Here is a 26,067-nt window from a genome sequence, read left to right as displayed (position 1 = left end):
GTATACCTCCCCCCGACATTCCTCTATACTGCCCCCCAGTATCCGGAGCCCACGATCCCATGCCGCATTCCCCCGAAGAAAAGAAGCGCGTCCTGACCCGCGTGCGCCGCGTGCGCGGGCAACTGAACGCGCTCGAGCAAGCGCTGGAAGACGGCGCGGACTGTGGCCCGATACTCCAGCAACTGGCTGCGATTCGCGGCGCGATCAACGGCGTGATGGCCGGCGTGCTCGAAAGCCATTTGCGCGAGGAATTCACCCAGCTCGCGGACGCGACGCGCCCCGCTTCCGGGTCGATCGACGATATCGTGACGCTCGTCCGGTCGTATTTGCGCTGACCGATACGGGATCGTCGACGTGCCGATTCATTCGATGATTACTTAAAGGATTCCCATGAAATCACGTGCCGCAGTTGCATTCGAGGCGGGCAAGCCGCTGCAGATCGTCGAGCTCGACGTCGAGCCGCCCCGCAAGGGCGAGGTGCTCGTCAAGATCACGCACACCGGCGTATGCCACACCGATGCGTTCACGTTGTCGGGCGACGATCCGGAAGGCCTGTTCCCCGCCGTGCTGGGCCATGAGGGCGCCGGCATCGTGGTCGAAGTCGGCGAAGGCGTGACGAGCGTCAAGCCGGGCGACCACGTCATTCCGCTGTACACCGCCGAATGCGGCGAGTGCCTGTTCTGCAAGAGCGGCAAGACCAACCTGTGCGTGTCGGTGCGCGCGACGCAGGGCAAGGGCGTGATGCCGGACGGCACCACCCGCTTCAGCTACAACGGTCAGCCGGTCTATCACTACATGGGCTGCTCGACCTTCAGCGAATACACGGTCGTCGCCGAAGTGTCGCTCGCCAAGATCAGCCCCGACGCTAACCCTGAGCAGGTCTGCCTGCTCGGCTGCGGCGTCACGACCGGCCTCGGCGCGGTGAAGAACACCGCCAAGGTGCAGGAAGGCGACACCGTCGCCGTGTTCGGCCTCGGCGGCATCGGCCTCGCGGTGATCCAGGGCGCCAAGCTCGCGAAGGCCGGCCGCATCATCGCGGTCGACACGAACCCCGGCAAGTTCGACCTCGCGCGCGTGTTCGGCGCGACCGACTGCGTGAACCCGAGCGATTACGACAAGCCCATTCAGCAGGTGATCGTCGAGATGACCGGCTGGGGCGTCGACCACAGCTTCGAGTGCATCGGCAACGTCAACGTGATGCGCGCGGCGCTCGAATGCGCGCACCGCGGCTGGGGCCAGTCCGTCATCATCGGCGTCGCGGGCGCCGGCCAGGAAATCTCGACGCGTCCGTTCCAGCTCGTCACCGGCCGCCGCTGGCTCGGCACCGCGTTCGGCGGCGTCAAGGGCCGCTCCGAACTGCCGGGCATGGTCGAGGACGCAATGGCCGGCAAGATCCAGCTCGCACCGTTCGTCACGCACACGAAGCCGCTCACCGAAATCAATGAAGCGTTCGACCTGATGCACGAAGGCAAGTCGATCCGCACCGTCGTGCATTTCTGATCCCCATCCGACCGGCCGGCCACGCAGCCGGTCGCGCCGCATGACGACGCCGGCAAACCGCGAGGTTTAGCCGGCGTCGTGCATTCTGCGGGTGCGTCACGATCGCGCCGGCCGCGGCCTGCTGCGCCGGGAATGCGGCGGCGCTTCACACATACGCGCGGTCCGGTCGCACGCCCGTCAATCCCTGCGACCATCCGCGCGCGGCGACATCAGGATCGGCGCGTAATGCACGGCATACGCGGCGAATGCCACGATCCAGCAAGCAGCGGACGCATCGAGCCACACGACGTAGCCCACCCCAGGCACGAGTGGCCCGAACACGCGGAGCACCGCCGCGACGATCACCAGCCAGTAACACAGCTGCTCCCACGGGCCGGCGACGAGCATGCGCCCCGTGTGGCCGAGCGCGGTGCGCGTGATCATCGCGACGATCGCGCCGCCGATCGCCCCGACCGTCAACGCATGCACGGCGAGCGAGTGCGCGACCACGCCGGCGACCGACAACGCGAGCAGCACGAAGCCGATCGGAATCCACAGACACGACACGTGCAGAATCCACACGATCGGCCGCTTGCCGACGCGCCACGAGCGCCACCCGACGATGCGCCACGCATGCAGCACCGCAGTCGCGAGCGCGGCGGCGATCAGCAATGCGCCGGGTGCGCCGAGCGCATCAGCGAACAGCGTGAGCGCGACCGCCGGCCCCGCGAGCGTATCGACGAGCCGGAAGCGGCGCATCGTGAAGCCGGGGATCGCGTTCATCGTGAACATCGGCACGATGCGGCCCGTGATCACCGCGACGAAGAACACGACGAGCCCCGTCGCCGCGTAGGCGGCGCGCAGCGCGAGATCCGCGCGGCCGGTCGTCACGGCCACATGGAACAGCACGTTGAGCGCACCGAACAGCAGCAGCGCGACCGGCAGGAACACGTTGTGCCGGTTCTTCGCGGCCAGCAGCACGCGCAGCAGCACGGCGGCGGTCACGGGCAGGAACAGCGCATCGACGATCGCCGCGGGCACGGCCGGCCCCGACCAGACGAGCACGCGTCCGGCGAGCCAGAGCAGCCACAGGGCTCCGAGCGCGGGGCCGCGCAGCGTCTCGCGCGACGTCCACGCGCGCGTGGCGGTCAGCAGAAAGCCCACGACGATCGCGGCGACGAAGCCGAAGATCATCTCGTGCACATGCCACATGAGGCCGGTCATCGCGCCCGCGCGCCCCGCGGCCGGCACACCGTGCCAAGCCGCGAGCCACACCGCGACGGCGATGCTCGCGAACCCTGCGCCGGTCAGATAGAAAGGCCGCAGCCCGAGTTGCAGCAGCGGCGGCGTGGCGGGCGCGGATGGCGCCTGCATGGGCTCGCTGATCTTCATGTGCGCTCCGTCGATCGAGGATGACGTCATTCATCCTAGACCTCCGACGCACGCGACGACGGGTGCCCCTACGCAGCGCGGTGGCATCGTCCGCGTTCGTGACCTGCGTCAAGCTCGCACTTCACGCATGTGCGAGACTTTCGCAACCGCGCGTGTGTTGTCATCGCCCCGTCAGCATCGCGCGCGTCGCATCCGGAGCGTGGCCGACGGCGATTCCCCGAACGCCCGCTTGTATTCGATCGCGAACCGCCCGAGGTGCGCGAAGCCCCATTTGAGCGCGATGTCCGTCACCGACGCGAGCCCCGGCGTCGCGTCGTCGAGCAATTCGTCGCGCACGCGCTGCAGCCGCAACTGGCGCAGATACGCCATCGGCGTGCTGCCGTGGCGGTTGCGAAACCCGGCGAACAGCGTGCTCGGGCTCACGCCCGCCAATTCGGCCAGGCGCTCGATCGTCAACGGCTCGTCGAGATGCGCGCGGATGTACTCCTCGACGCGCCGCACGTAGAACGGCGCGAGCGGCGCCGGCGCCGGACGTGCGCCGTTGCGTATGCTGTTCGGATGGCCGTACAGCAGCAGGTTCAGCAGCGTCGACTCCAACTGCTCGAACGCGAGCGGATGGCGCAACGGATGCCCGTCGGTTGCGATCGCGTCGGCCAGCATCGGCAGCATCTGGGCGAGGCACGCGCCCTGCGGCGACGCGAGGCTGAACTCCGGCTCGAACTCCACCGGCGCGCGGCGCTCGTCGCCGAAATGGCGCCGCGCATGCCGCTCCATCACCTCGCGCTCGACGCGCAGGATCACCTGCGGACACGCGTCGCCCCACTGCATCCGGACCGGCAGCGTCGGCGACAGCAGCGACGCGGTGTCGGGCGACGACACGAAGCGCGCCGCGCCGCACTCGATCTCGGCATCCCCGCGCAACGGTATCTGCAGCAGATAGAAGTGTTCGAGCGGCCCCGGCTCGATCGCCACCTGCCCGCCGTAGTCGAGCAGGTTCAGCGACAGGTTGCCCCAGCGCGCGTGATGCATGCAGCCGTGCAGCGCGTGCGCGGCGCCGGTCGGCGTGAGCCGATGCGGCTTGAACACGTCGGCCACGCGCGCGCGCACCTCGTCGACGTCGTTCGACTGCAGCAACAGCGTGTCGCGATTGAAACAGGCGGCCTCGCCCAGCCAGCCCGTTCCCGTAAATTGCCCCATCGAAGTTCTCCCGTCGTGCCCGATCGCACTTGCGCAGTGCACGTGTTCCCGATTCCTGGGAAGCCCGTCGCACGATCCGGATAGCACCCGGACTATCCGGACAGTCCGCGCCGTCGCGCGCGCAAGCCCCACGCCCATCACGCAAGAAGCGGACCGTTCGCGCATCGTAGAAAACTGCGCGGGTCTTCCGCATCCGCACATACCCGCAGTGCGCCGCGTACCGGCCGCGGCGCCGCATGGCGCGCCGCAGGTTTCCGGAATCCGCGGATACCGGCCGAAGAAAGCGGATAGAAGTGCCAATTTCGTCCGCCAATACTGGGTCCATCCAAGCAACGCACCGAAGGGAGGGACGCATGAAAGGACGACACATCGAGGTTCCGTCGCCGCACGGCGGCACGTTTCGCGCGTATCTGAGCACGCCGGCGGCCGGCAAGGGGCCCGGTATCGTGTTGTGCCATGAAATCTTCGGCGCGAACGCGACGATGCGCGACGTGGCCGACTATTACGCCGAAGAAGGCTATACGGTGCTCGTGCCCGATTTGTTCTGGCGTCAGGCGCCGGGCATCGAGCTCGGTTACACCGCGCCGGACTTCGAGCGCGCGATGGCGCTGTACCGCGACTACGACGAAAACGACGGCGTCGACGACGTCGCCGCCGCGCTGGCCGCGCTGACCGGCCGGCCGGAGTGCACGGGCAAGGTCGGCGTGCTCGGCTTCTGCCTGGGCGGCAAGCTCGCCTATCTGGCCGCGTGCCGGCTGCCGGACGTGGCGGCCGCGGTCAGCTATTACGGCGTCGGGATCGAGCACGCGCTCGACGAGGCGGCCGGCGTGCGCGGCCGGCTCGTGCTGCAGATCGCCGCCCAGGACCGCTTCTGCCCGCCGGACGCGCAGGCGCGCATCGCCGCAGCGCTGAGCGGCCGCGATGGCGTCGAGGTGTACGTGTATCCCGGCGTCGACCATGCGTTCGCGCGCAGCGGCGGCGATCACTTCGACAAGGCGGCCGCCGTGATGGCGCATCAGCGCGCGATCGCCGCGTTCCGTGCGGCGCTCGGCCCGCACTACGATCTGTCCGCACTGTGGGAAGAACACCTGCGCCACGAATTCGACACGCGCAACGTCGACGCGACGATGGCCACGATGGTCGCGCAACCGTACGTGAACCATATCCCAACGCTGACCGGCGGCGTCGGCCACGACGAGCTCAAGCGCTTCTACACGCATCACTTCGTGCATGCGAACCCGCCCGACACGACGATTACGCCGATCTCGCGCACGATCGGCGCGAGCCAGATCGTCGACGAACTGCTGTTCTGCTTCACCCACACCACCGAGATCGACTGGATGCTGCCCGGCGTCACGCCGACCGGCAAACGCGTCGAGATTCCGCTCGTCGCGATCGTCAAGTTCCGCGGCAACAAGCTGTATCACGAGCACATCTACTGGGACCAGGCCAGCGTGCTCGTGCAGATCGGCTTGCTGGACGCGGCCGGGCTGCCGGTCGCCGGCGTCGAGACGGCGCGCAAGCTGCTCGACGAAACGGTGCCGTCGAACCGGCTGATGCAGCACTGGCGCGACAGCGCGTAAGCGCCCGAGCGACGGCCCGCACCGCGAGCGCGTCGCCTTCACTCAATCATTCCAGGAGACACCCCATGACAGCTCTGGCAGGCAAAGTCGCGATCGTCACCGGCGGCGCCACGCTGATCGGCGCGGCGGTCGCGCAGGATCTGGTGCGCGCCGGCGCGTGCGTCGCGATCGTCGACCTCGACGTGCAGAACGGCGCGCGCGTCGCCGACACGCTCGGCGAGCACGCGATGTTCATCGCCGCAGACATCACCGACGATCGTGCGATCGAGCACGCGGTGGCGGCCGTCGTCGAGCGCTTCGGCGCGATCGATCTGCTGATCAACCTCGCATGCAGCTACGTCGACGACGGCATCCGCGCGACGCGCCGCGACTGGCTCGCGGCGATGGACGTCAACGTCGTATCGGCGGCGATGCTGGTCAAGGCCGTGCATCCGCACCTGGTGCGACGCGGCGGCGGCGCGATCGTCAACTTCAGCTCGATCTCGGCGCAATGCGCGCAGACGGGCCGCTGGCTCTACCCGACCTCGAAGGCCGCGATGCGCCAGCTCACCCGCAGCATGGCGATGGATCTCGCGGCGGACCGGATCCGCGTGAACTCGGTGTCGCCGGGCTGGACCTGGTCGCGCGTGATGGACGAGATGACGCACGGCGACCGCGCGAAGACGGACCGCGTGGCCGCGCCGTTTCATCTGCTCGGGCGCGTCGGCGACCCGTCGGAAGTCGCGCAGGTCGTCACGTTCCTGTGCAGCGACGCGGCGAGCTTCGTCACCGGCGCCGACTACGCGGTGGACGGCGGCTATTCCGCGATGGGCCCCGAGCAGGCCGTGCCGGCGATCCCGCAGCTCGCGCAATAGCGGCAAGCCGATTCGCCGCGCCGCATCACGACCCGATTGATTCGTCATACCAAGGATTTCATCATGAAGCGCATCGCCATCGTCGGTGCCGGCCAGTCCGGCCTTCAACTCGCTTTCACGCTGCTCGACCACGGCTATCACGTCACGCTCGCGACCAACCGCGACGCGCAGCAGATCCGCTCCGGCAAGGTGATGTCGAGCCAATGCATGTTCCACACCGCGCTGCAGCTGGAGCGCGATGCCGGCCTGAACCACTGGGAAGAAGCGTGCCCGTCCATCGAGGGGATCGGCGTCGCGGTGCCGCATCCCGACGGCGGCGGCCGCAAGGCGATCGACTGGTCGTCGCGCCTGACCCGCTACGCGCAGTCGGTCGACCAGCGCGTGAAGATGGCCGACTGGCTCGACGCAGTCCGCGACCGCGGCGCCGACGTGCGCATCTGCGACGTCGGCATAGCGGAGCTCGAAGCGCTCGCGAGCAGCCACGATCTCGTGCTGCTCGCGGCCGGCAAGGGCGACATCGTCAACCTGCTGGGCCGCGACGACGCGCGCAGCGCGTTCGAGCGCCCGCAACGCGCGCTCGCGCTGACCTACGTGAAGGGCATGACGCCGAGCCAGCCGTATGCGCGCGTGCGCTTCAACCTGCTGCCCGGCATCGGCGAATACTTCGTGTTTCCGGCGCTGACCACGACCGGCCCGTGCGAGATCATGGTGTTCGAGGGCATTCCGGGCGGCCCGCTCGACTGCTGGGCCGACGTGAAAACGCCCGAACAGCACCTCGACCGCAGCCTGTCGTTCCTGCAACGCTACGTGCCGTGGGAATTCGAGCGCTGCCGCGACGTCGAGCTGACCGATCCGAACGGCACGCTCGCCGGGCGCTTCACGCCGACCGTGCGCAAGCCGTTGTTGCGGCTGCCGTCGGGCCGCACCGTGTTCGGCATGGCCGACGCGGTGGTCGTGAACGACCCGATCACCGGGCAGGGCTCGAACAACGCGGCGAAATGCGCGAAGGTTTACGGCGACGCGATCCTCACGCGCGAGGCCGCGCCGTTCGACGAAGGCTGGATGCACGACACGTTCGAACGCTACTGGGCCTACGCGCAGCACGTCGTGCGCTGGACCAACTCGCTGCTCACGCCGCCGCCGCCGCACGTGCTCGAACTGCTCGGCGCGGCCGGCCAGTATCCGACGCTGGCCGCGACGCTCGTCGACGGCTTCGACGACCCGCGCCGCTTCGCGCCGTGGTGGTTCGAGCCGGCCGCGTGCGCCGCGATGATCCGCGAACACGCGGCACGTTCGGAGCAAGCGCGATGAACGCCAGCGCTTCCTCCCCTCTCGCCGCCGTCGATCCGCTGCAACTGCGCGCCGCGTTCGGGCATTTTCCGACCGGCGTCACCGTGATCACCACGCGCGCCGCCGACGGCCGCAAGGTCGGGCTTACCGCCAATTCGTTCTCGTCGCTGTCGCTCGATCCGCCGCTGCTGCTGTGGAGCCTGCGCAAGGTGGCGCCGAGCCGGCCGGATTTCGTTGCGGCCACGCACTTCGCGATCAATATCCTCGCGCACGACCAGCTCGAGCTGTCGCGCCGCTTCGCGACGCCGCGCGCCGACAAGTTCGACGGCGTGCCGCACGACGACGCCGAAGCCGGCGGCGTGCCGTGCCTGCACGGATCGAGCGCGCGCTTCGTGTGCCGCAACGTCGGCCATTACGAAGGCGGCGACCACCTGTTGTTCATCGGCCGGATCGAAGCGTTCGACGCGTTCGGCAAGGCACCGCTGGTCTTCCATGCCGGCGAATATCGCGCGCTCTGCGCGCACCCGGATCTCGCACGCGCCGTTTGACCGGCTCTACTCATAACGCAACAGGAGGTGGTGATGAAGAATTGCGGCTCTCGCCTGCTCGCGATCGCGGGCATCGTGGTCGCCGGCCTGGCCGTCCACGCGCCGGCCCAGGCGGCCGACCTGCCGTCGGTCAACCTGGGGATGACGAGCTTCGTCGACGGGCTGCCGCCGGCCGGCTCCGGCTGGTACGGCACGCAGTACCTCGAGTACTACACGGCCGGCCGCGTCAACGACAACGCGGGCAACAAGGTCGGGCTGCCGAAGCAGGACATCGACCTGTTCGCGGGGCTGAGCCAGCTCGTCTACCAGGCGCCGCTGACGTTCGGCGGCATGCATCCGGGGCTCGACGTGATCCTGCCGTGGGTCGGCTCGGTCCATACCGACGACGGCATCGGCAACGTCGCGCTGAACGCGCGTGCGGGCTTCGGCGATCTGTTGATCGGCCCGTTCGTGCAGTTCGACCCGGTGATGGGCGCGCACGGACCGCGCTTCGCGCAGCGGGTGGAATTCCAGTTCATCGCGCCGACCGGCGCGTACGACCGCACGCGCGCGATCAATCCGGGCAGTCATTTCTGGTCGTTCGATCCGTACTGGGCCGCCACCTTCTGGATCACGCCGAAGTGGACCGTGTCGTGGCGGCTGCATTACTTGTGGAATGCAACCAATCACGCGCCGGCCGCCTCGCTCGGGCCGGACGTGACGTCGACGCAGGCCGGTCAGGCCGTGCATGCGAACTTCGCGACCGAGTACGAGGTGCGCCCCGGATTGCGGCTCGGGCTGAACGGCTACTGGCTGCGTCAGACCACCGACATGAAGGCGAACGGGCAGGACGTGGCGGGCACGCGGGAAGCGGTGTTCGCGATCGGACCGGGCGCGATGTACAGCTTCTCGCCGCAGGACCACGTGATGTTCAACGCCTACTTCGAGACCTATGCGCGCAACCGCCCGCAGGGCACGCGGATGGTGCTACGGTACGTGCATCACTTTCAGTGACGGGTGACGGGTGACGGGTGACGGGTGACGGGTGACGGGTGACGGGTGACGGGTGACGGACGGCATCGGGCCGTGCAACGCGATCGCGGCTCGCGCGCGCCGCATCGCGCGTGGCTCGCACGCGCGCCGTGCGTTCCAATGGCCGTAGGGGGCCACCCGCGCGGGCGGTGGACTACGGCCACGTCCAGGGTCGACCATGGGTCCGGGTTGCGTTGACGCCGCTATGATCGGCCTGTCTCGCGACGCCGCCCGGGGGACGACGAGCCTCCCATGAAGACGGTTGCCGTGCCGGCTCGCGATGCCGCGCAGCCGGCGCGCCGATCCACGGCGCGGCCGGCCGCGCCGCGCCGCTTACTGGCCGATGGTCGCGAAGCTCGGCAGCAGCACGCGGTACACATGAATCATCGCCGGCCCGAGCAGCACGCCCATCAGCGCGGGGAAGATGCAGAAGATCAGCGGGAACAGCAGCTTCAGCGCGATGCGCGCGGCGCGCTCCTCGGCGCGCATGCGCCGCCGCGTGCGCAGCATGTCCGACAGCACGCGCAGCGATTCGGCGACGCTCGTGCCGAACCGGTCGGCCTGGATCAGCATCGCGCAAAACGACTCGATGTCTTCCACGCCGGTGCGCAGCGCGAGGTTGCGCAATGCCGTGTCCTTGGTGAAGCCCGAGCGCATTTCGAGCAGCAGCAGGTCGAGTTCGCCCGAGACCACTTCGCTGCGAAAGCGCAGCTCCTCGCTGACCCGCATCAACGCCGCATCGAGCCCGAGCCCGGCCTCGACGCAAACCGTCAGCAGGTCGAGCGCGTCGGGGAAATCCTCGAAGATCGTCCGCTGACGCTTGGTGATGCGGCGCGACAGGACGAAGTTCGGCAGGTAGTAGCCGATGCCGGCCAGCGCGACGAGGATGAACGACAGCAGCATGCGCTGATCGGCGAGCCGCGTCGTGGCGAGCGCGAGCAGCGCGGCGCCCGGCAAGGTCAGCGCCAGCACCGTCTTCGCGGTGAAGTAGAGCCCGGCCGCGCTCGGGTCGCGCCATCCGGCATTCATCAACCGCACCCGCAGCGGCGAGTTCTCCCAGCCGTCCTGCGGCACCGACAGCTTGGAGATCGGTTGCGACAGCTCGACGAGCCGCGCGATCCAGCGCGGGCCGGGCGCGCCGGCGTCGTCCGCTCCGGCGCCGGCCGCGCCGACCGCCACGCTCGCGCCGCTGGCCTGCTGAAGCCGGCGCTGCAGGTTGCGCGGCGCGAACAGCAGCATCGCGACCAGCACGCCGCCCGCGACGAACAGGAACAAGCCGGCGAGCATCACGGTATGTACTACGCTCAGGTTTTGCATGACAGCCTCGAATCGGTTCGTGAAGCCTGAGACACGCGTCAGACGCGAATCCGGATGATCCGGCGGATCCACAGCAGGCCGAACGCCATCGACGTCAGCATCGCGCCGACCATCTTGACGCCCGCCGGGTCCTGCCAGAGCACCGACAGAAACTCGCGGTTCAGCACGGCCATCATCCCGGCGGTGCCGAACGGCAGCAGGCCGAGAATCCACGCCGACAGCCGCCCTTCCGCCGACAGCACGCGGACTTTGTCGAACAGCTTGAAGCGCTCGCGCACCAGCGCCGCGATGCTGTCGAGCAGCTCGGCGAGATTGCCGCCGGTCTCGCGCTGGATCAGCACCGCGATCACGAAGTAGCGCAGGTCGTTCGCCGGCACGCGCGTCGCGAGATTCACCAGCGCATCGTGCAGCGACACGCCGTAGTTGATCTCGTCGAAGGTGATGCGAAACTCGCCGCTCATCGGCTCCGGAAACTCCTCGCCGACCATCCCGAGCGCGCTCGTGAACGAGTGGCCCGAGCGCAGCGCGCGCGCGATCATGTCGCACACGTCCGGTAGTTGCCGCTCGAGCTTGAGCATGCGGCGGCGGCGATGCCGCGTCACGTACAGCGTCGGGATGCAGCCGGCGAACAGCGCGACCGGCAGCACCGCGACGAGCGGCAGCGGCGTGACGCTCAGCACCAGCGCGGTGGCCGCGCACAACGCACCGCTCAGCACGACCAGCTTGGCGACCGTCCAGTCGAGGCCGGACTGCTGCAGCACCAGATCGAGCGACTGTACGCGCGGCACGCGCAGCAGCAGCCGGTCGAACGGCTTCGAGTCGTCGAGCATGCGCTTCTTCAGGATCGACATCCGCTCCTGCTGCACGCTGCCGCCGGCCGACATCGCGCGCAAGCGCGATTCGATCCGGCGTGCGGCATTGCCGTGCCGCGCGTTCCACCATTGATAGACGCCCTCGATCGCGAGCACGACCGCGACGAAGGTGAGAATCACAAAACCGTAAAAGATCGAGTCCATGAGGCCTCCGGCCGTCGTCAGTTCGTCTCGTAGTGCCGCGTCGGGTCGTACAGCGCGTCCGGCAGGTTGATGCCGAACGACTGCAGCCGCTCCGCGAACTTGGGCCGCACGCCGGCCGCGCAGAAGTAGCCGCGCACCGACCCGTCGCCGTTCATGCCGGTCCGCTTGAACGTGAAGATTTCCTGCATGTTGATGATGTCGCCCTCCATCCCGGTCAGCTCCTGGATGCTGACGATCTTGCGCTTGCCGTCGGTGAGCCGCGACGCCTGCACGACCACCGTGATCGCCGATGCGATCTGCTGGCGCATCGTCTTCGGCGGCAGCGACAGCCCGGCGATGCTGATCATGTTCTCGAGCCGCGTGAGCGCGTCGCGCGGCGTGTTCGCGTGGATCGTCGCGAGCGAGCCTTCGTGGCCGGTGTTCATCGCGTTGAGCATGTCGAGCGCTTCCGCGCCGCGCACTTCGCCGAGGATGATGCGGTCCGGCCGCATCCGCAGCGCGTTGCGCACCAGCGTGCGCTGCGTGATCTCGCCCTTGCCCTCGATGTTCGGCGGCCGCGTCTCGAGCCGCAGCACGTGCGGCTGCTGCAGCTGCAGCTCGGCCGCGTCCTCGATCGTCACGATCCGTTCCGTGCGCGGAATGAAACCCGACAGGATGTTGAGCAGCGTCGTCTTGCCGCTGCCGGTGCCGCCCGACACGAGCACGTTCACCTTCGCCTTCGCGAGCGCCTCGAGCAGCTCGGCCATCGGCTCCGTGAGGCTCTGGAAGCGCAGGAGGTCGTCGATCTTCAACGGGTCGACCGCGAAGCGCCGGATCGACAGCAGCGGCCCGTCGATCGCCGACGGCGGAATGATCGCGTTCACGCGCGAGCCGTCCGGCAGCCGCGCGTCGACCATCGGGCTCGATTCGTCGATGCGGCGCCCGACGCGCGACACGATCTTCTCGATCACCTTCATCAGGTGCGCGTCGTCGTAGAACGTCACGTCGGTCAGCTCCAGACGGCCGCCGCGCTCGACGTAGACCTGCCGGTACGTGTTCACGAGGATGTCGGACACGCCGGGGTCGCGCAGCAGCGCCTCGAGCGGGCCGAAGCCGAACATCTCGTCGTACACGTCGATCGCGAGCTGGCGGCGCTCGATGTCGTTCGCCGGCATGCGCCCCTCGTCGAGGATGCGCGAGATCAGCGCCGAGATCTCGTGGCGGACCTGCTCCTGCGGCAGCCGCGACAGCCGCTCCAGCTCGACGCGCTCGAGCACCGCCAGATGAATCTCGCGGCGCAGCTTCTGATACGCGTCGCGTACCGACGGATGGCCCGATCCGGCCGACTCCGCGCCCGTTGCCGGCGCCAGGGTCCGATACAACGACATCTGTTCGCGCAATGACATGATGGTTTCCCCGAAAGATTCACATGGACTTGAGCTTCGGCGTGGCCTTGCGGCCGAACAGCCGGGACATCAACGGTTCGCTGCTGGCCGCGTCGGGCTGGGTGCGCACGTCGCCTTCGACGATCTGCTTCGCGCACGCGTGCACCGCGCGCGCGACGCCGGCGGTGCGCGCCAGGCGCGACACCGGATAGCCCTGGTCGATCGCTTCGCGCACGGTGTCGGCGTCATCCGGAATCGTGGTGCTCGCGTGCAGCCCGAGCACTTCCTCGAGCGCGGTGCGGGTGCGCTCGCCCGTGCGCGTCATCCGGTTCACCACGAGCCGCAGCTGGTCGCTCGAGTAGCCGAGCGACACGAGGATTTCCAGCATCCGGCGCCCCGCGCGCACATGCGGCATCGCGGGCTGCAGCACGAGCTGGATCTGGTCGCTGCGGTCCAGCGCGACCATCGACAGCGCGCTGATGCTCACGCCGATGTCGAAGATCACGAAGTCGTAGCGCGGCGCCGCCACGCCGAGAATCCACTCGAGCGCGTCCTCGCGCATCTCCGCGGCCTTGACCGGGTCGCCCGCGCCCGCGAGCACGTGGAAGGTCGGCGTCACGTGCGCGAGGCTCGCATCGAGGAAGGCGCCGTCGATCCGTTCGATCTGCGCGCACAGCTGCGGCAGCGTCGACGGCGGCGTCTCGTCGCTGACGAGGAACGCGGCATCGGCATACTGCTGGTTCAGGTCGATCAGCAACACGCGCCGCTTGAACTGCTCGCTGATCTCGTAGGCGACGTTGCTCGCGACGAAGCTCGTGCCCGCGCCGCCCTTGCATGACGTGAAAGAGATGATCCGCGTATCGTCGCCGTCGCGCCGCGTGCTCTGCGCGGCCGCGCGTTCGAGCGCACGGGCGAGCGCGGCCGTGTCGATCGGCCACTGCAGCACGTCGCGCGCGCCAGCGCGCATGGCGTCCAGCAGCATCTGCGGCGATGCGTCGGCGCTCACCAGGATGCCGGTCAGGCCCGGATGCTGCCGGCAGATGCGTTCGAGCGCCGCCAGCTCAGCCGCATCGATCTGCCCGCTGTCGATCAGCAGGATGTCGAACGAGTCGAGCCCGTCGGTGCGATGCTCGATTTGCGACGGACGGCCGGCCGCGCGCGTCACGCGGTAGCGGCCGGCGTCGCTGACGAGACGCGCGATCCGCATGAGCCGGGCCGTGTCGTCGGAAGCTACGAGGATATTGATCATGACTGTGCCTCGTCGTGCAATTATTGACAGGCTGATCCGCCGGTCGAGGAATTCAGGCTTTCGCGCGTGAGCGTCGTCGTGAAAGGCGGCATAGTGAGCGCGACGTTGACGAACGGGACCATCGTCTTGACGGTGAGGTTCGTGATGCTCAGCGTCACGAACGAGCAGCTGCTCACGTCGCAGCCCGACGGCGTGTAGGTCACCGCGACGTTCGCATCGGCCAGGATCGGCAGCATCGACTTCACGCGCTTGACGATGCCGGCGGCGTTCACGTCGCACACGATCGCCGTGCGCGCGCCGAGCCGCATCGCCTCGGTGGCCGTGTTCCAGTAGAACAGCACCCGGCCGAATTCGAAGATGCCCAACAGCAGCATGACGAGAATCGACGAGATCAACGCGAACTCGACGATGGTCGCGCCGCGTTGGCCGCGGCGGCGCGACAGCGGAACATGGCGTGCGTTCATGACACTTGCCTCATCACGGTGACGATGTTGCCGAACGTGATCGACGACAGCCCCGGGTAGGCTGGGATCGGCTGGTACGTGTAGCCCTTCACCTTCACTTCGACGACGTTGATGCTGCCGGTCGCGGTGCCGCTCGGCGCGTTGTTGCTCGAGTCGTAGGTCGGCAGGTTCGCGAACTGCGGCGGATCCGACGCATCGGCGCAGTCGGGCGTGTGCGCGGCGTCGCAGACGATCACCATCGACGTGGTGAGCCCCGGCACCAGCTCGGTGCCGGCCGCGCCGCACGTCGTGTTTCCGTAGACGACGAGGCACTGCGCCGCGGCAAGCGGATAGGCGGCGTCGCTCGGCAGATAGACGGACAGGTAGCGCGCGGCGTTGCGGGTCGCCTTGGTGATCGTCTCGTACTGGTAGATCGCGCGGCCGAACTCGGCCACGCCGGTCGCGAGCACGATCAACGGGATCAGCACCAGCGCGAACTCCACGGCGGCCACGCCGCGCATGCGCGAACGGTGCATCGGAAGCCTTTTCATGATCGCGTCTCCTCTATTGAACGAGCATCGGCACCTTGACGCCCGCCGAGCTGCCGACGCCCGGCAGCCCGTGCGTCGCGCAAGGTGTCGAGCCCGATGCGGTCGAGCCGAGATATTCGAGGTGCGCGACCACGCCGCCCGCGCCCGGGCTGAACGGCAACGGATCGAGCATCAGCACGCAGTCCCACTGCGTGACGTGCAGCTTGCTGCTGCTGCCCGACAGCGTCGAGCAGTCGCCCTCCGGCGCCAGCGCGAGCCGGCGATCGCCGCCGTACGTCTGATAGTTGCTCGCGGTGGCCGTCCCGTTGGTCGCGATGCCGCTGCCGGCCGGCGGCGCGCCGTCGCCCTGGTAGGACTTGAAGCTGGCGCGATCGAGCACGAACTGTGTGTACGCATCGCCGACGATGCCCGGCGTGCCGGGCGGCCCGTATTTCGGCCCGACGTACGCATAGCCGGTGAAGTCGGGCTGGCCGCTCGAGCCGTTCGCGCCGTTCGTATAGATGCCGAAGCGGGTGTTCCAGGCGCGCAGCGACGCGGACTTCAAGCCGGTCGAGCCGAGATCGGGCGGCGACGTGATGTTGCAGGTGTTGCCCGACAGCTCGCTCGCGATGGTCGTCTCGTTGGTCGAGCCATCGAGCGCGGCCCAGCCGAAGTTGCCCGGCCCGTAGGTCGACGACGACCCGGACGGCGACGAGATCCAGTCGCCGACCTTGTACGGCGCGGCCGACGAGGCGCGGCACACGAACACCGGAATCGCACAGGTCGTCTGCCCGGCGGCGACGGTCGCGATCGCGCTCGCCGACACCTGCGTCGCGTTCGCGACCTGTACGCCGGGCATCGTGTTCAACACGCCGACGAACCAGTTCGCGATGCCGCTCAACGTGGCCGTGCATTTCACGTACTTGACGTTGGCCGGCGTCGAAACCGCCGTCTTCGTCAGGAACGGATTCGTCAGCGAATCGCTGAACGTGACGTTCGAATCGGTCAGCATCTGCACCGCGCTCTTCTGAAAGAACGCGAAGTTGACGTGACCGGCGGCGATGCCGTCCGCCTCCGCGACGGACAGGCTGATCGCCGAAGTCAGGTCACGCGCGGCGGACAGCGCGCAGGCATCGGCGCTGTTCTGCAGTTCGCTGCGCGTGACGTACAGCTTGCCGAGGTCCAGCGCGAGACCGACGAATCCGATCATCACCGCCAGTGCGAGACCGACGACGATCGCGACGGTACCGCGCTGTCGATGCAAACTGCGGCGCGTGAGTTTCGGATGACGAGCTGCGCTGGACATGGCGTTCTCCCTGAGCTTGCCTGTTGTTATTGCGCCGACTTGCCGATGCCGATCACGAAGGCATTGCCCTTCGGCTCCGGCTGCTTGAACGACTTGTCGTAGTTGTCGAGCGCGGACGCGGCGGCGCTGCCCGCGACCACCGGCTGCGACGCGTGTTCGGCCGCGTGCGGATCGATGATCTGCGCTTGCGTGACGGCGCGCACGGAGTCGCCGAAGCGCGTGTCCCACACCGGCGTCGACGACATGCAGCCGGCCAGCGCGAACGCGAGCGGTGCGGCGAGCGCCGCGCGGCGCACGAATACGAGGTAGGAGGATTTCATGAGCTTCCCCTTGGATGGCTTCAACGATCGGTGGACTGGGGGCCTGCGTTCGCCCGCGCGACCTGCGCGTGGGCGGCGGCTGGCAGCCGGGGCTTCTGGGGCGGCGTGCTGCCCGCGGCCGCCGCGAGACGCGCCGCGGCGGCTTCGATGCGTGCGACACGGGCTGCGTTGGCTGCGTTGGCCGCATCGGCCGGCGGCTGCGCGACGGCCGGCGCCGCGCTCACCGCACCGGCCGCAGCCGGTGCGGCTGCCGCCGCGTTCTCCGGCTGGACCGCGGCAGGCGCCGGTGCGTCGGCGGGCGCCGGGGCACGCGGTGCGGGCGCGGCCGCCGCCGGCGCAGCCGATTGCTGCGCGGGCGTGGGCGCCGGTGCCTGCGGCGCATCCGCGGCGCCGTTCGCCGGTTGCGCGGCCGGCCGGCGCACGCCGTGGCGGCCTTCCATGTTGCCGGTTGCGTACACGTCGGCTTCGTTCGGCTTCGAGAAGCTGTCGGTCGGCATCGGCTGGTCGGCGCTCTGCAGCGGCTTCACCAGGTGCGGCGTGATCAGGAAGATCAGCTCGGTGCGGTCCTGCTGGAACGACGTGCTGCGGAACAGCGCGCCGAGCACCGGCACTTCGCCGACGCCGGGAATCGCCTTGAGGGCGCCGGTGGCGTTGTCCTTGATGAGCCCGCCGATCGCGAACGACTCGCCGTCGCTCATCTGGACCGTCGTCGAGGCACGCCGCGTCGTGATGAGCGGCAGGATCGACGTGCCGCCGATGTTGGTCGCGCTCAGCGTGACGCCGGTTTGCGACAGCTCCGACACTTCCGGCGCGACCTTCAGGCTGATGCGGCCGTTCGCGAGCACCGTCGGCGTGAACTTCAGCGCGACACCGAATTCCTCCTGCTGCAGCGTGATCGTCGACACGCCGGTACCGCTGCTTTGCGGCACCGGGATGAAGATCTTGCCGCCGGCGAGGAACGTCGCCTCCTGGCCGCTGATCGTCACGAGGTTCGGCTCGGCGAGGATCTTCACGAGGTTGTCGGTGTTCTGCGCGTCGGCCGCGATGCTGAACGGCTTGTTGTTCGCCTTGTTGAACACCGCGGCGCTCGCGACGCCGGCGAGCAGGTTGCTGACCAGCGCGCCGCTCCACGAGCCGAAGCCGCCCTGGATGTTCAGCGCGCTGCCCATCTGGTTGATCAGCGTCTTCGACACCTCGGCCACCTTGACCTCGAGCATCACCTGCTGCGGCGACGTGACGGACAGCATGTTGAGCACGCCGCCGCCCTTGGCCGTCCCGCCTTCGCCGCCGCCGGCGCTGTCGCTGTAGGCGCGCGCGATCTGCACGGCCTGCTGCGCGGCCTGCGAGTTCGACACGGTGCCCGCCAGCACGATCGTGCCGGCCGCGGTCGATACGTGAATGTCGCGCTCGGCCGGCATCAGTTGCAGCAGCGACGCCTGCAGGCCGCCCGCATCGGCGCCGACCGCCACGTCGATCACGCGGCACGCGCCGCTCTTGCCCTGCACGATCATGTTGGTCGTGCCGACCGACAGCCCGAGGATGTAGAGCGTCTGTGGCGATACCATGGTTGCCTGCGCAACGGCCGGATTGCCGATGGTGCGATTGCGGACCGCCTCCGGCATCGGCACCAGCAACGACTTGCCGAGCGGCACGCTGACGCTGGTCGAATCGCGCACCGCGCCCACGCAGTTCGGCCCGCGCAGCGGCCCGGCAGCCGCGGCCGGCGCGGCGGCGATCGCCGGCGCCATGCTGATCGTCATCTGCATCGGTCCCTTCGCGACGGCGGCCGGCGCGCTCGCGCCGCCCTTCGTCAATGCCGCCGATTCGGCGGCTTCCTGCGCCAGTGCGCTGTATACCGTCAGCGTTCCGGTACAGAGGATCGCGGCCATCATCGCGCCTCGTGCGATACGTGTGCGCACCGGGCCGGTACCTGAGTGTTGCGGATTGATCTTCATTTCGTCTGATCCCCCGAGTGACCGGCGCAGCGCCGGTTGTCGACTTCCAAGGCCGCCGTGCCCTGACGGCGGCCGATCTGGTTAATCTGTTGTGTGGGCCTGTCGTGCGGCTTCAGAAACACTCGACGCTGCCGTGCACGCCGGTCAGTACGCCGATGCAATCGCGGCGTGCCTCCGACGACGCGTGCGACGCGACGTGCACGCGCACGGTCCGCACGCGGGCCGGTGCCGGCGCGGGCGGTGCATCGGGCACCGGTGCCTTGCCGAGCAGCGTCATCTTGGTTGCGCCGTCGGTGGTGAGCGTCTTGTGATCGACCTGGTTGCGCAGCACCAGCGACAGCGTGCCGACGCTGCGGGCGAGGTCGAGGCGTTCGGCCTGGTCGGGCGTGACTTCGAGCGTCACCGCGTTGACGACTTTCGGCGCGGTGTCGTCGCGGCTCACCTGCTGCGCGACCGCCAGCACCAGGATGTGCTCGAGCACGATCTTCGAGATGCTTTGCCCGTCGGTCTTGCCCTGCTGCTCCTGCGTGTTGACGATCACGTCGACGTAGTTGCCTGGCAGCGCGAAGCCCGCGACGCCGACCACGTCGTTCACGCGCACCGTGATCGCGCGGCTGCCGTCGGCGATCACCGCGGACAGCCCGCCCTTGGTGCCGACCGGCGCGAGCTTCGACTCGATCACCGGCTCGCCGCGGGCGAGGCTGGTGCGCACGACGCGCCCTTCGAGTTCCTTCGTGTCGGTGAACGCGCCGGTCGGCACGCTGCCCGCCGGCCAGCTCACCATGTGGATCTGGTTCGGCCCGAGCGGCTCGCCCAGATTCAGGTCGGTGGTCGCGACCGCGACGGACGTGACTGAACCGTTGGACGTGTTCATCAGCCAGCGCGACGCGAACACGACCGCGGCAAGCCCCGCGACCATCGCGACCACCAGCATCAAGATTGCTCGACTGTTTTTCATGGCAATGCTCCTCGACGAATCGTGAAAGAAACAACTCAACCGGCGACGTGCGTGCGACCGCCGCGCTCGCCCGGCGGCAGATACCCGCCGTCGCGCTCCGGCGCCGCGCCGAAATAGCTGGCCCAGGCGTCATGCAGCGCGTCGTGCGTCACTTCGGGCGGATCGCCGCGATACCGCGCGCCGGCGGCGACGAGGCGCAGCAGGTCGGTCGGGTAGCACGCGAGATACGCCTTGCCGGTCGGCAGGTGCAGCCGGTGCAGCAGGTAGTCGAAGGCGTCCTGCGACGACACCAGCCCGAGCGACTCGCACGCGGCGTCGAACACCGCGCGGTAGTGTTCGATCGACATCGCGCCGACGTGCAGCTTGGAGCCGAGCCGGCGCAGGAACGCTTCGTCGGCGAACTGCTCCGGCGCGAGGTTGCTCGAGAACACCGGCCACACGTCGAACGGCAGCACGAAGCGGGTGCCGGAATCGAGCGTCAGGAAATCGACGCCGCGATCGAGCGGGCGCAGCCAGCGGTTGAGCAGATCGCGCGGCTCGACGCGCTGGCGGCCGAGATCGTCGACGATGTACATGCCCATGTTCGCCTTCATGTGCGGCGGCGCCTGGTAGAAGCCGGCCGCGTCGTCGCGGCGCAGGTCGAGCTCGTCGAGCGTCAGCTCGCCGCCGGACATCACGACCGGCCGCTCGCAGAGTCGCCAGCGGCGATCGACCGACTGTCCTTCGCCTTGCGAAGGCGCGTCGATGTGCACGAGCGGATCGTGGATCTGGATCACTTCGCCGGCCGCGCAGATCGCGTACGGCACCGGCACATGACCGGCCATCAGCGCGCCGAGCCGCTCGGCGAGATAGGTCTTGCCGCTGCCGGCCGGCCCGTGGATCAGCAGCGGCCGCCCGGCATTCAGCGCGGCGGCGGCCGCGTCGAGGATCGACGTGTCCATGATCACGCCGTCGAACACGGCCCACACGTCGTTCTGCGCGACGCGCAGCTTGCGCACCGAATGCGCGTCGATGCAGGCGAGATACGCATCGAGCGGCACCGGCGCCGGCCCGCTGTAGCTGCTGCGCGCGCGCTCTTCGAGCGCCGCGACGCGGCCGGCGTCGGTCAGGCGGAACGTCACGTCGAGGTCCGTCGTGCCGCGATGGGTCAGCTCGACCAGGTGCTCGCGCACCAGGAACGCGAACACGTCGTCGAGCACCGCGAGCGGCAGACAGTGGCGCTCGATCAGATCGCCGTACGACGGGCGGCCGAGCACCAGCGTCGCCTTCAGCACGAGCCCGGCCACGAAGGTCTGGCTCAGCCCGGTTTCCGCGATCGAGCGCGGCGCCGGCGGCAGCTGCGCGTCGGGCTTCGCATGCGCTTCCCGCTGCGGCGACGGCTGCGGCAGATGCGCTACCTGCGCGTCGCGTTTCGGTTCGGTGGGATTCGTGTTCATGTTCGTTCCATCCTCGTTGCGGATACGCCGCGCTATGCGCACGATGCGAACAGCATGCCCAGCGTGCCGACGGCGATTGCGACGCCATACGGCAACGCGCCGACCGACGCGGATTCGACGGGGCCGTCGGTTGCCCCTGCAAGCGGCGCGGCGGCGCGATGCGCGACCAGCATCCACACGTTGGTCCACATCCGGCGCATGCGGCCGCGCAGCAGCGCGAAGCCGAGTGCACCGACGCCGCCCGCGACGAAGGTGGCCAGCACGATGTAGAAGGTCATCTGCGCGCCAACCCATGCGCCAATCGCGAGCATCAGCTTCACGTCGCCGGCGGCCATGCCGCGCAGCAGATAGAACGGCAGCAGCAGCCCGAGGCCGGTCGCCGCGCCGGCAAGCCACGCGAGCACGCCGGCCGGCACGCCGTGCAGCGCACATTGCGCGACCAGCGCACCGGCGAGCCCTGCGACGACGAGCCGGTTCGGGATGCGGCGGCTCGCGAGGTCCGTGCTGGCCGCCACGATCACGAGCAGCGTCACGCACAACGGAACCGGATAAGGCGGCGCAACTGGCAACATGGCGAACCTCGGTCAAATGAAACGATCTGGATTACTGCCCGAGCGCGGTATTCACCGCCGCGGTCACGATCGACGCGATCGCGTCGTACGCGCCTTGAACCGAGCCCTTCAGCGCGACCACGGCGCCGAGCACGACGGTCGCGAACACCGCTGCGAGCAGCGCGTATTCGATCGACGTCACCCCTCGCTCGTCGTCTATCCATCGCGATACCGCTACTGCAAGTACCCTGGCGCGCATGACGGCCTCCGATCCGGTTGATCGACCGAGCGGGAGACGGCTCGCGGAGCGCACCGGCCGAGCCATCCGCCATTCGGTCCATCAGACATTCGTTGCTTGGTATGTCCGGCCCTGCTCGACGGACGACATGGCGACGAACGGGCCGGACCAGCCGTTCGTCGCCCCGTCATTCAGATCGCCGCGTTGAGGTCGTCTGCGATCGTGTTGAACACAGTCTTCAGGTCGTTACCGACCAGCGTCAGCGCGGCAACGAGGCCGACTGCGATCAGCGCGGCAATCAGGCCGTATTCGATGGCCGTCACGCCTTGCTCGTCTTGAACGAAACCGCGGACCTTCTGGATGAACGTGGACATGGCTACTCTCCTTTTGCACTGCTACGAAAACCCCGTGGTCTGGAATAGACGCGGGGAGCGGGTACCACCGGTACTACAAAGAAACTCGGAGCCGAGGCTCAGCGACGGGTGCGGCCGGCTGCGAGCCGATCCGGACCTGGAGACGTCGGTGAGCTGGTGTGTGCGCTGCACATGCGTGGACCGATCGGCGATACATCGCGATCGAACCGGACGGCACGGCTGCCGTCCTGCACAAGGCCGCGGATTGAATGACCGACGCAAGCGCGTCGATACTGCTGAAGGTTCCCGTCGCGGCATGCGAGCCGCGTGGTGCTGTGGTCTGTCATTTTTATTCCCCAATGCTGTCATCTGATTCTTATTGCGCGAACGATGCTGACGCTCGCTCGATCGATCGGTCGACGATGCTGCCCGCCGCTGCGTGGACCACTACGCCGTATTCCCCGACGCGCTTGCGGTCCATCGTCCTGCACGGGTGAGGCGCTCCGGTATGTTCTGCTGCGTCAACCGGTCGCGGCTCGCATCGTCGCCTGCCGTGCGGCCCTAGACGCAAAGAGCAGGCCAGCCGACCGACAATCGAGGCGCAGCAAGGATTCCGACGATCCATGCGCCGGGCCGGCGGCAGTGCGACACCCGAAATGTTTCAGATTTGATATATGCGCGGCGGGCATCGGCGCGCGTCGGCCGGGCGCAGGCGCGCTGCCAGGGCGGTTCGAAAAATTTTCTCGGGACTTTCCCGAACCCGCGACGCCATTCATCCGACGCGTATTCGATGCAGTCCCGAAGCAGCGACAAACGCGGAATGTTTCAAGCGAGAAACATGAATTGCGCGGCGACCGATTTCTCTGACGTAAAAACGCCGTTTTCGGCCGAAGAACTGCCGCATCGACATCGCGCGTTTCCGGCCGCGGTTTGCGTCGTGCGATTTTTTCTCCAACAATGCATTCACCGGACAGCGCCATCGAATGCGATTCGATCCGGATACACGACAACACGAAAAGCCGCGCGCACACCACGCGGCATTCACCAGACACGGGGCATCATGTACACGGCCAATGATGGAATGCGCTATCGCGCGACACGCTGTGCTCAATGGCTGACGGCCGACCGAATCGTTCCGTACAGCTGCGTGATGCTGCTGTTGTGCGTGGGCTTCGTGATCACATGGGCCGTCACCACCGACGCGTTCACGGCGCAAACCACCGCCCGCCCCGGCGTCGACTTCTCCGTGTTCTGGAGTGCATCGCATCTGGTGCTGCACGGTCATGCCGCAGCCGTCTACGATCCCGTGTTCTTCTCACGGGCCGAGGTCGCGAAATTCGGTGCCTACATGGGTCACCAGTCGCTGCCCTGGCTCTATCCGCCGACGATGCTGCTGTTCATCGCGCCGGTCGCCCTCGTGCCTTTCCTGCCCGCGTACATCCTCTTTTTTGCGGGCAGTCTTTTATGCTATGCGTACGCCGTCCTGCGACTGTCGGGCCTGCGTGCGCACCTGCCCGTGCCGCGCGCCGCCGTGCTCGTCGTGCTCGGCTACTCGGCCGTCTGCGCGTGCGTGCTGTACGGGCAGAACGGGCTGCTCACCGCCGGCATCGCGGCGCTCGCGCTGCACCTGCTCGGCCCGCGCCCGATCGTAGCCGGCGTGCTGATCGGACTGCTCGCCATCAAGCCGCAGATGGCGACGGTGTTCCCGTTCGTGCTGATCGCGACGCGCGCATGGCGCGCGTTCGGCGCGGCGGCGGTCACGACGACGCTGTTCACCGCGGCCGGTTTCGCACTGACCGGCCCAGGCTCGCTGGAGGGCCTCGCTCACGCGTTGTCGATCGTGCGCGGCATGCACTTCACGCTTCCCGCGTACTGGTTCGTGTCGCCGACGCCGTTCGCCGCGATGCGGCTCGCCGGTGCGTCCATCGCGGTGTCGCTCGCGGTGCAGGGCGCCGTCGCGCTGCTCGCGATGGCCGCGGCCGTCTCCGTGTGGCGCCGCACGACCGACATGCGCCTGCGCGGCGCGGTGCTGGCCGTCGCGACGCTGCTCGCGACGCCGTACCTGTGGCAATACGAGCTGACCTGGCTCGGCATCGCGGTGTTTTGCCTGATCGCGCACGGCCTCGACGAAGGCTGGCTGCCCGGCGACCAGATCGTGATCGTTCTCGCGTGGCTGCTGCCGGTGTTCGAAGTGTTCAACCGGATCACGAAGTGGCCGCAGATCGGCCCGGTCGTGCTGCTCGCCGTGCTGCTGATCATCGTGCGGCGCGTCGCGCTGCCGCCGCGGGAACGGCAATGAAGGCGCCGCGCTTCCTGCTGCATGGCGGCTCGGCGATCGATGCTCATCCGGAGCTGCCGATCGCCGGCCCGCGCCGCCATCCGCACTGGCTCAATCGCGATCGCGTGCGCACGTATGCGGGGGCGGCCCTGCTGACCGAGCTGCTGTTCGTCTGCGTCTATCTCGCGCGCGTGCACGGCTCGCATACGTCGGTGCCCGAGCCGCTCGCGCAGGATTTCGCGCCGCTGTGGAGCGCCGCGCGGCTCGCGGTGCACGGGCATGCGCTCGATGCGTGGCATTTTCCGTCGCTGTTCGCGATCGAGCGGCTGGCGATTCCGACGCTGAATCTCGCCGGCGGCTCCGCACCGTGGCTCTACCCGCCGACGATGCTGCTGCTGGTCGCGCCGCTCGGCTGGCTGCCGTATCCGGGCGCGCTCGCGATCTGGCTCGGGCTCACGTGGATGCTGTTCGCAGCGACGATCCGCGCGACCGTGCAGCGCGACGCCGCGCTGCTGTGTGCGCTGGCGTTTCCCGGCGCGTTCGTCGCGCTGCTCGCCGGACAGACGAGCCTCGCGAGCGCGGCGCTGGCGGGCCTCGGCCTGCTGGCGCTGAACCGGCGCCCGGTCGCGGCGGGCATCTGCTTCGCGTTGCTGACGGTCAAGCCGCAGATCGCCGTGCTGTTCCCGCTCGCGTTGCTGTGCGCCGCGCAATGGCGCGCGCTCGCGGCATGGGCCGCGACGCTCGCCGCGGGCGTCGTGCTGTCGACGCTCGCGTTCGGCTTCGAGACGTGGATCGCGTTCGGACACGGGATCGCCGACGCATACCGCAACGTCGACGCGGGCCATGCGCAGCTCGCGCGCATGCCGACGGTGTTCGCGCTGGCCGCGTACGCCGGATGGCCGGCCGCGCTGGCGCGCACGCTGCAGCTGCTGTCCGGCGCGGCCGCCGCGCTCGTCGTGGGGTACGCGTGGCGCGGCGCGTGTTCGTACGCGCTGCGCGCGGCGACGCTCGCCTGTGCCTGCCTGCTGGTCAGCCCGTATCTGTTCGACTACGACCTCACGTGGTACGGCCTCGTGATCGCGTGGTACGCACGCTATGCGTGGACGCACGGCTGGCGGCGCTTCGATCGCGAGTGGCTGCTGCTGATGTGGGTCATGCCGCTCGCCGGCCTCGTGCTGGTGCCGCATCTGTCGTTCCAGTTCATGCCGCTCGTCACGCTCGCGTCGCTCGCGATGCTCGCCGCCCGGATCGCACAGGAACGACGCGACGTGCCGTCGATGCCCGACGCGCACGATCACTCGACCGACACCGGCTTCACGCATCCGGCCCGGTCGCATCACCGCTCGACGCACGGATTGCGCCGCATCGGCCGCCCGCTGTTCGGCGCCGATCGCTGATA

At 68.6% G+C, this 26,067-nt stretch carries 25 protein-coding genes; 9 read left to right on the top strand and 16 right to left on the bottom strand.

Going from position 1 to position 26,067, the window contains the following annotated elements; genetic code table 11:
• Window positions 1-59: 59 nt before the first annotated feature.
• Window positions 60-335, top strand: a complete 276-nt coding sequence (gene frmR / locus C3Y15_RS18785; protein ID WP_011880512.1) for a formaldehyde-responsive transcriptional repressor FrmR — start codon at window positions 60-62, stop codon at window positions 333-335.
• 55 nt (window positions 336-390) lie between these two features.
• Window positions 391-1,500, top strand: a complete 1,110-nt coding sequence (locus tag C3Y15_RS18780) for an S-(hydroxymethyl)glutathione dehydrogenase/class III alcohol dehydrogenase (protein WP_034193640.1) — start codon at window positions 391-393, stop codon at window positions 1,498-1,500.
• A gap of 177 nt (window positions 1,501-1,677) precedes the next feature.
• Here C3Y15_RS18780 and C3Y15_RS18775 read toward each other — a convergent pair whose 3' ends face one another.
• Window positions 1,678-2,871 carry an NnrS family protein gene (locus C3Y15_RS18775; RefSeq protein WP_059461670.1) on the bottom strand — a complete coding sequence of 398 codons (1,194 nt, stop codon included), beginning with the start codon at window positions 2,869-2,871 and terminating at the stop codon, window positions 1,678-1,680.
• Window positions 2,872-3,042: 171 nt separating this feature from the next.
• The gene (locus tag C3Y15_RS18770; RefSeq protein ID WP_014726166.1) at window positions 3,043-4,068 is read right to left on the bottom strand and encodes an AraC family transcriptional regulator; all 1,026 of its coding nucleotides are present in this window, start codon (window positions 4,066-4,068) and stop codon (window positions 3,043-3,045) included.
• A 353-nt stretch (window positions 4,069-4,421) separates the two neighbouring features.
• Here C3Y15_RS18770 and C3Y15_RS18765 point away from each other — a divergent pair, with 353 nt between their 5' ends.
• The 5 genes from C3Y15_RS18765 (at window position 4,422) to C3Y15_RS18745 (ending at window position 9,336) form a co-directional block, all read left to right on the top strand.
• Entirely contained in the window at window positions 4,422-5,651 is a 1,230-nt protein-coding gene (locus C3Y15_RS18765) for a dienelactone hydrolase family protein (RefSeq protein WP_011880516.1), read from the top strand.
• 65 nt (window positions 5,652-5,716) lie between these two features.
• Window positions 5,717-6,505, top strand: coding sequence for an SDR family oxidoreductase (locus C3Y15_RS18760; RefSeq protein ID WP_045579833.1), 789 nt, complete (start codon window positions 5,717-5,719; stop codon window positions 6,503-6,505).
• A 63-nt stretch (window positions 6,506-6,568) separates the two neighbouring features.
• Window positions 6,569-7,816 carry a styrene monooxygenase/indole monooxygenase family protein gene (locus C3Y15_RS18755; RefSeq protein ID WP_045579997.1) on the top strand — a complete coding sequence of 416 codons (1,248 nt, stop codon included), beginning with the start codon at window positions 6,569-6,571 and terminating at the stop codon, window positions 7,814-7,816.
• Entirely contained in the window at window positions 7,813-8,343 is a 531-nt protein-coding gene (locus C3Y15_RS18750) for a flavin reductase family protein (RefSeq protein WP_011880519.1), read from the top strand. The genes C3Y15_RS18755 and C3Y15_RS18750 overlap by 4 nt, the downstream gene beginning before the upstream one ends.
• 33 nt (window positions 8,344-8,376) lie before the next feature.
• Window positions 8,377-9,336, top strand: a complete 960-nt coding sequence (locus tag C3Y15_RS18745; RefSeq protein WP_069223906.1) for a transporter — start codon at window positions 8,377-8,379, stop codon at window positions 9,334-9,336.
• 351 nt (window positions 9,337-9,687) lie between these two features.
• Here the strand turns inward: C3Y15_RS18745 and C3Y15_RS18740 are convergent, their stop codons facing one another.
• The 14 genes from C3Y15_RS18740 to C3Y15_RS18675 all read right to left on the bottom strand — a co-directional run bounded on the left by C3Y15_RS18740 (window position 9,688) and on the right by C3Y15_RS18675 (window position 22,411).
• On the bottom strand, window positions 9,688-10,671 hold the full coding sequence (locus C3Y15_RS18740) for a type II secretion system F family protein (protein ID WP_069246660.1): 984 nt from the start codon (window positions 10,669-10,671) through the stop codon (window positions 9,688-9,690).
• A gap of 38 nt (window positions 10,672-10,709) precedes the next feature.
• Window positions 10,710-11,687, bottom strand: coding sequence for a type II secretion system F family protein (locus tag C3Y15_RS18735; RefSeq protein ID WP_045579836.1), 978 nt, complete (start codon window positions 11,685-11,687; stop codon window positions 10,710-10,712).
• A 17-nt stretch (window positions 11,688-11,704) separates the two neighbouring features.
• The gene (locus tag C3Y15_RS18730; protein ID WP_124260147.1) at window positions 11,705-13,072 is read right to left on the bottom strand and encodes a CpaF family protein; all 1,368 of its coding nucleotides are present in this window, start codon (window positions 13,070-13,072) and stop codon (window positions 11,705-11,707) included.
• Between the two features lie 19 nt (window positions 13,073-13,091).
• Window positions 13,092-14,300, bottom strand: coding sequence for an AAA family ATPase (locus C3Y15_RS18725; RefSeq protein ID WP_011880524.1), 1,209 nt, complete (start codon window positions 14,298-14,300; stop codon window positions 13,092-13,094).
• A 20-nt stretch (window positions 14,301-14,320) separates the two neighbouring features.
• Complete coding sequence (locus C3Y15_RS18720; protein ID WP_011880525.1) at window positions 14,321-14,764, bottom strand: TadE/TadG family type IV pilus assembly protein; 444 nt, start codon at window positions 14,762-14,764, stop codon at window positions 14,321-14,323.
• Window positions 14,761-15,264 (bottom strand): TadE/TadG family type IV pilus assembly protein, encoded by a 504-nt coding sequence (locus tag C3Y15_RS18715; RefSeq protein WP_174479799.1) that lies wholly within the window; start codon window positions 15,262-15,264, stop codon window positions 14,761-14,763. Before C3Y15_RS18715 ends, C3Y15_RS18720 begins: the two co-directional genes overlap by 4 nt.
• A gap of 43 nt (window positions 15,265-15,307) precedes the next feature.
• The gene (locus tag C3Y15_RS18710) at window positions 15,308-16,579 is read right to left on the bottom strand and encodes a TadE/TadG family type IV pilus assembly protein (protein ID WP_124260146.1); all 1,272 of its coding nucleotides are present in this window, start codon (window positions 16,577-16,579) and stop codon (window positions 15,308-15,310) included.
• Window positions 16,580-16,605: 26 nt separating this feature from the next.
• On the bottom strand, window positions 16,606-16,899 hold the full coding sequence (locus tag C3Y15_RS18705) for a hypothetical protein (RefSeq protein WP_034193649.1): 294 nt from the start codon (window positions 16,897-16,899) through the stop codon (window positions 16,606-16,608).
• A 20-nt stretch (window positions 16,900-16,919) separates the two neighbouring features.
• Complete coding sequence (locus C3Y15_RS18700; protein WP_034193650.1) at window positions 16,920-18,854, bottom strand: type II and III secretion system protein family protein; 1,935 nt, start codon at window positions 18,852-18,854, stop codon at window positions 16,920-16,922.
• A 112-nt stretch (window positions 18,855-18,966) separates the two neighbouring features.
• Window positions 18,967-19,812 carry a Flp pilus assembly protein CpaB gene (gene cpaB, locus C3Y15_RS18695; protein WP_011880530.1) on the bottom strand — a complete coding sequence of 282 codons (846 nt, stop codon included), beginning with the start codon at window positions 19,810-19,812 and terminating at the stop codon, window positions 18,967-18,969.
• A gap of 35 nt (window positions 19,813-19,847) precedes the next feature.
• The gene (locus C3Y15_RS18690) at window positions 19,848-21,248 is read right to left on the bottom strand and encodes an ATP-binding protein (protein WP_011880531.1); all 1,401 of its coding nucleotides are present in this window, start codon (window positions 21,246-21,248) and stop codon (window positions 19,848-19,850) included.
• 32 nt (window positions 21,249-21,280) lie between these two features.
• Entirely contained in the window at window positions 21,281-21,820 is a 540-nt protein-coding gene (locus C3Y15_RS18685) for a prepilin peptidase (RefSeq protein ID WP_014726178.1), read from the bottom strand.
• Window positions 21,821-21,851: 31 nt separating this feature from the next.
• The gene (locus tag C3Y15_RS18680; RefSeq protein ID WP_011880533.1) at window positions 21,852-22,058 is read right to left on the bottom strand and encodes a Flp family type IVb pilin; all 207 of its coding nucleotides are present in this window, start codon (window positions 22,056-22,058) and stop codon (window positions 21,852-21,854) included.
• Window positions 22,059-22,228: 170 nt separating this feature from the next.
• Complete coding sequence (locus C3Y15_RS18675) at window positions 22,229-22,411, bottom strand: Flp family type IVb pilin (protein WP_011880534.1); 183 nt, start codon at window positions 22,409-22,411, stop codon at window positions 22,229-22,231.
• A 1,039-nt stretch (window positions 22,412-23,450) separates the two neighbouring features.
• Between C3Y15_RS18675 and C3Y15_RS18670 the strand changes: the two genes are divergently transcribed.
• Both C3Y15_RS18670 and C3Y15_RS18665 read left to right on the top strand, forming a co-directional pair.
• Window positions 23,451-24,689, top strand: a complete 1,239-nt coding sequence (locus C3Y15_RS18670) for a glycosyltransferase family 87 protein (RefSeq protein WP_059461675.1) — start codon at window positions 23,451-23,453, stop codon at window positions 24,687-24,689.
• Entirely contained in the window at window positions 24,686-26,065 is a 1,380-nt protein-coding gene (locus C3Y15_RS18665) for a glycosyltransferase family 87 protein (protein ID WP_059461676.1), read from the top strand. The genes C3Y15_RS18670 and C3Y15_RS18665 overlap by 4 nt, the downstream gene beginning before the upstream one ends.
• Window positions 26,066-26,067 lie beyond the last annotated feature (2 nt).

Source organism: Burkholderia sp. B10 (assembly GCF_004368385.1).
Lineage (GTDB): Bacteria > Pseudomonadota > Gammaproteobacteria > Burkholderiales > Burkholderiaceae > Burkholderia > Burkholderia vietnamiensis.
The sequence above is the reverse complement of the archived record's forward strand: the minus strand, read 5'-3'. Positions and strand labels throughout refer to the sequence as shown.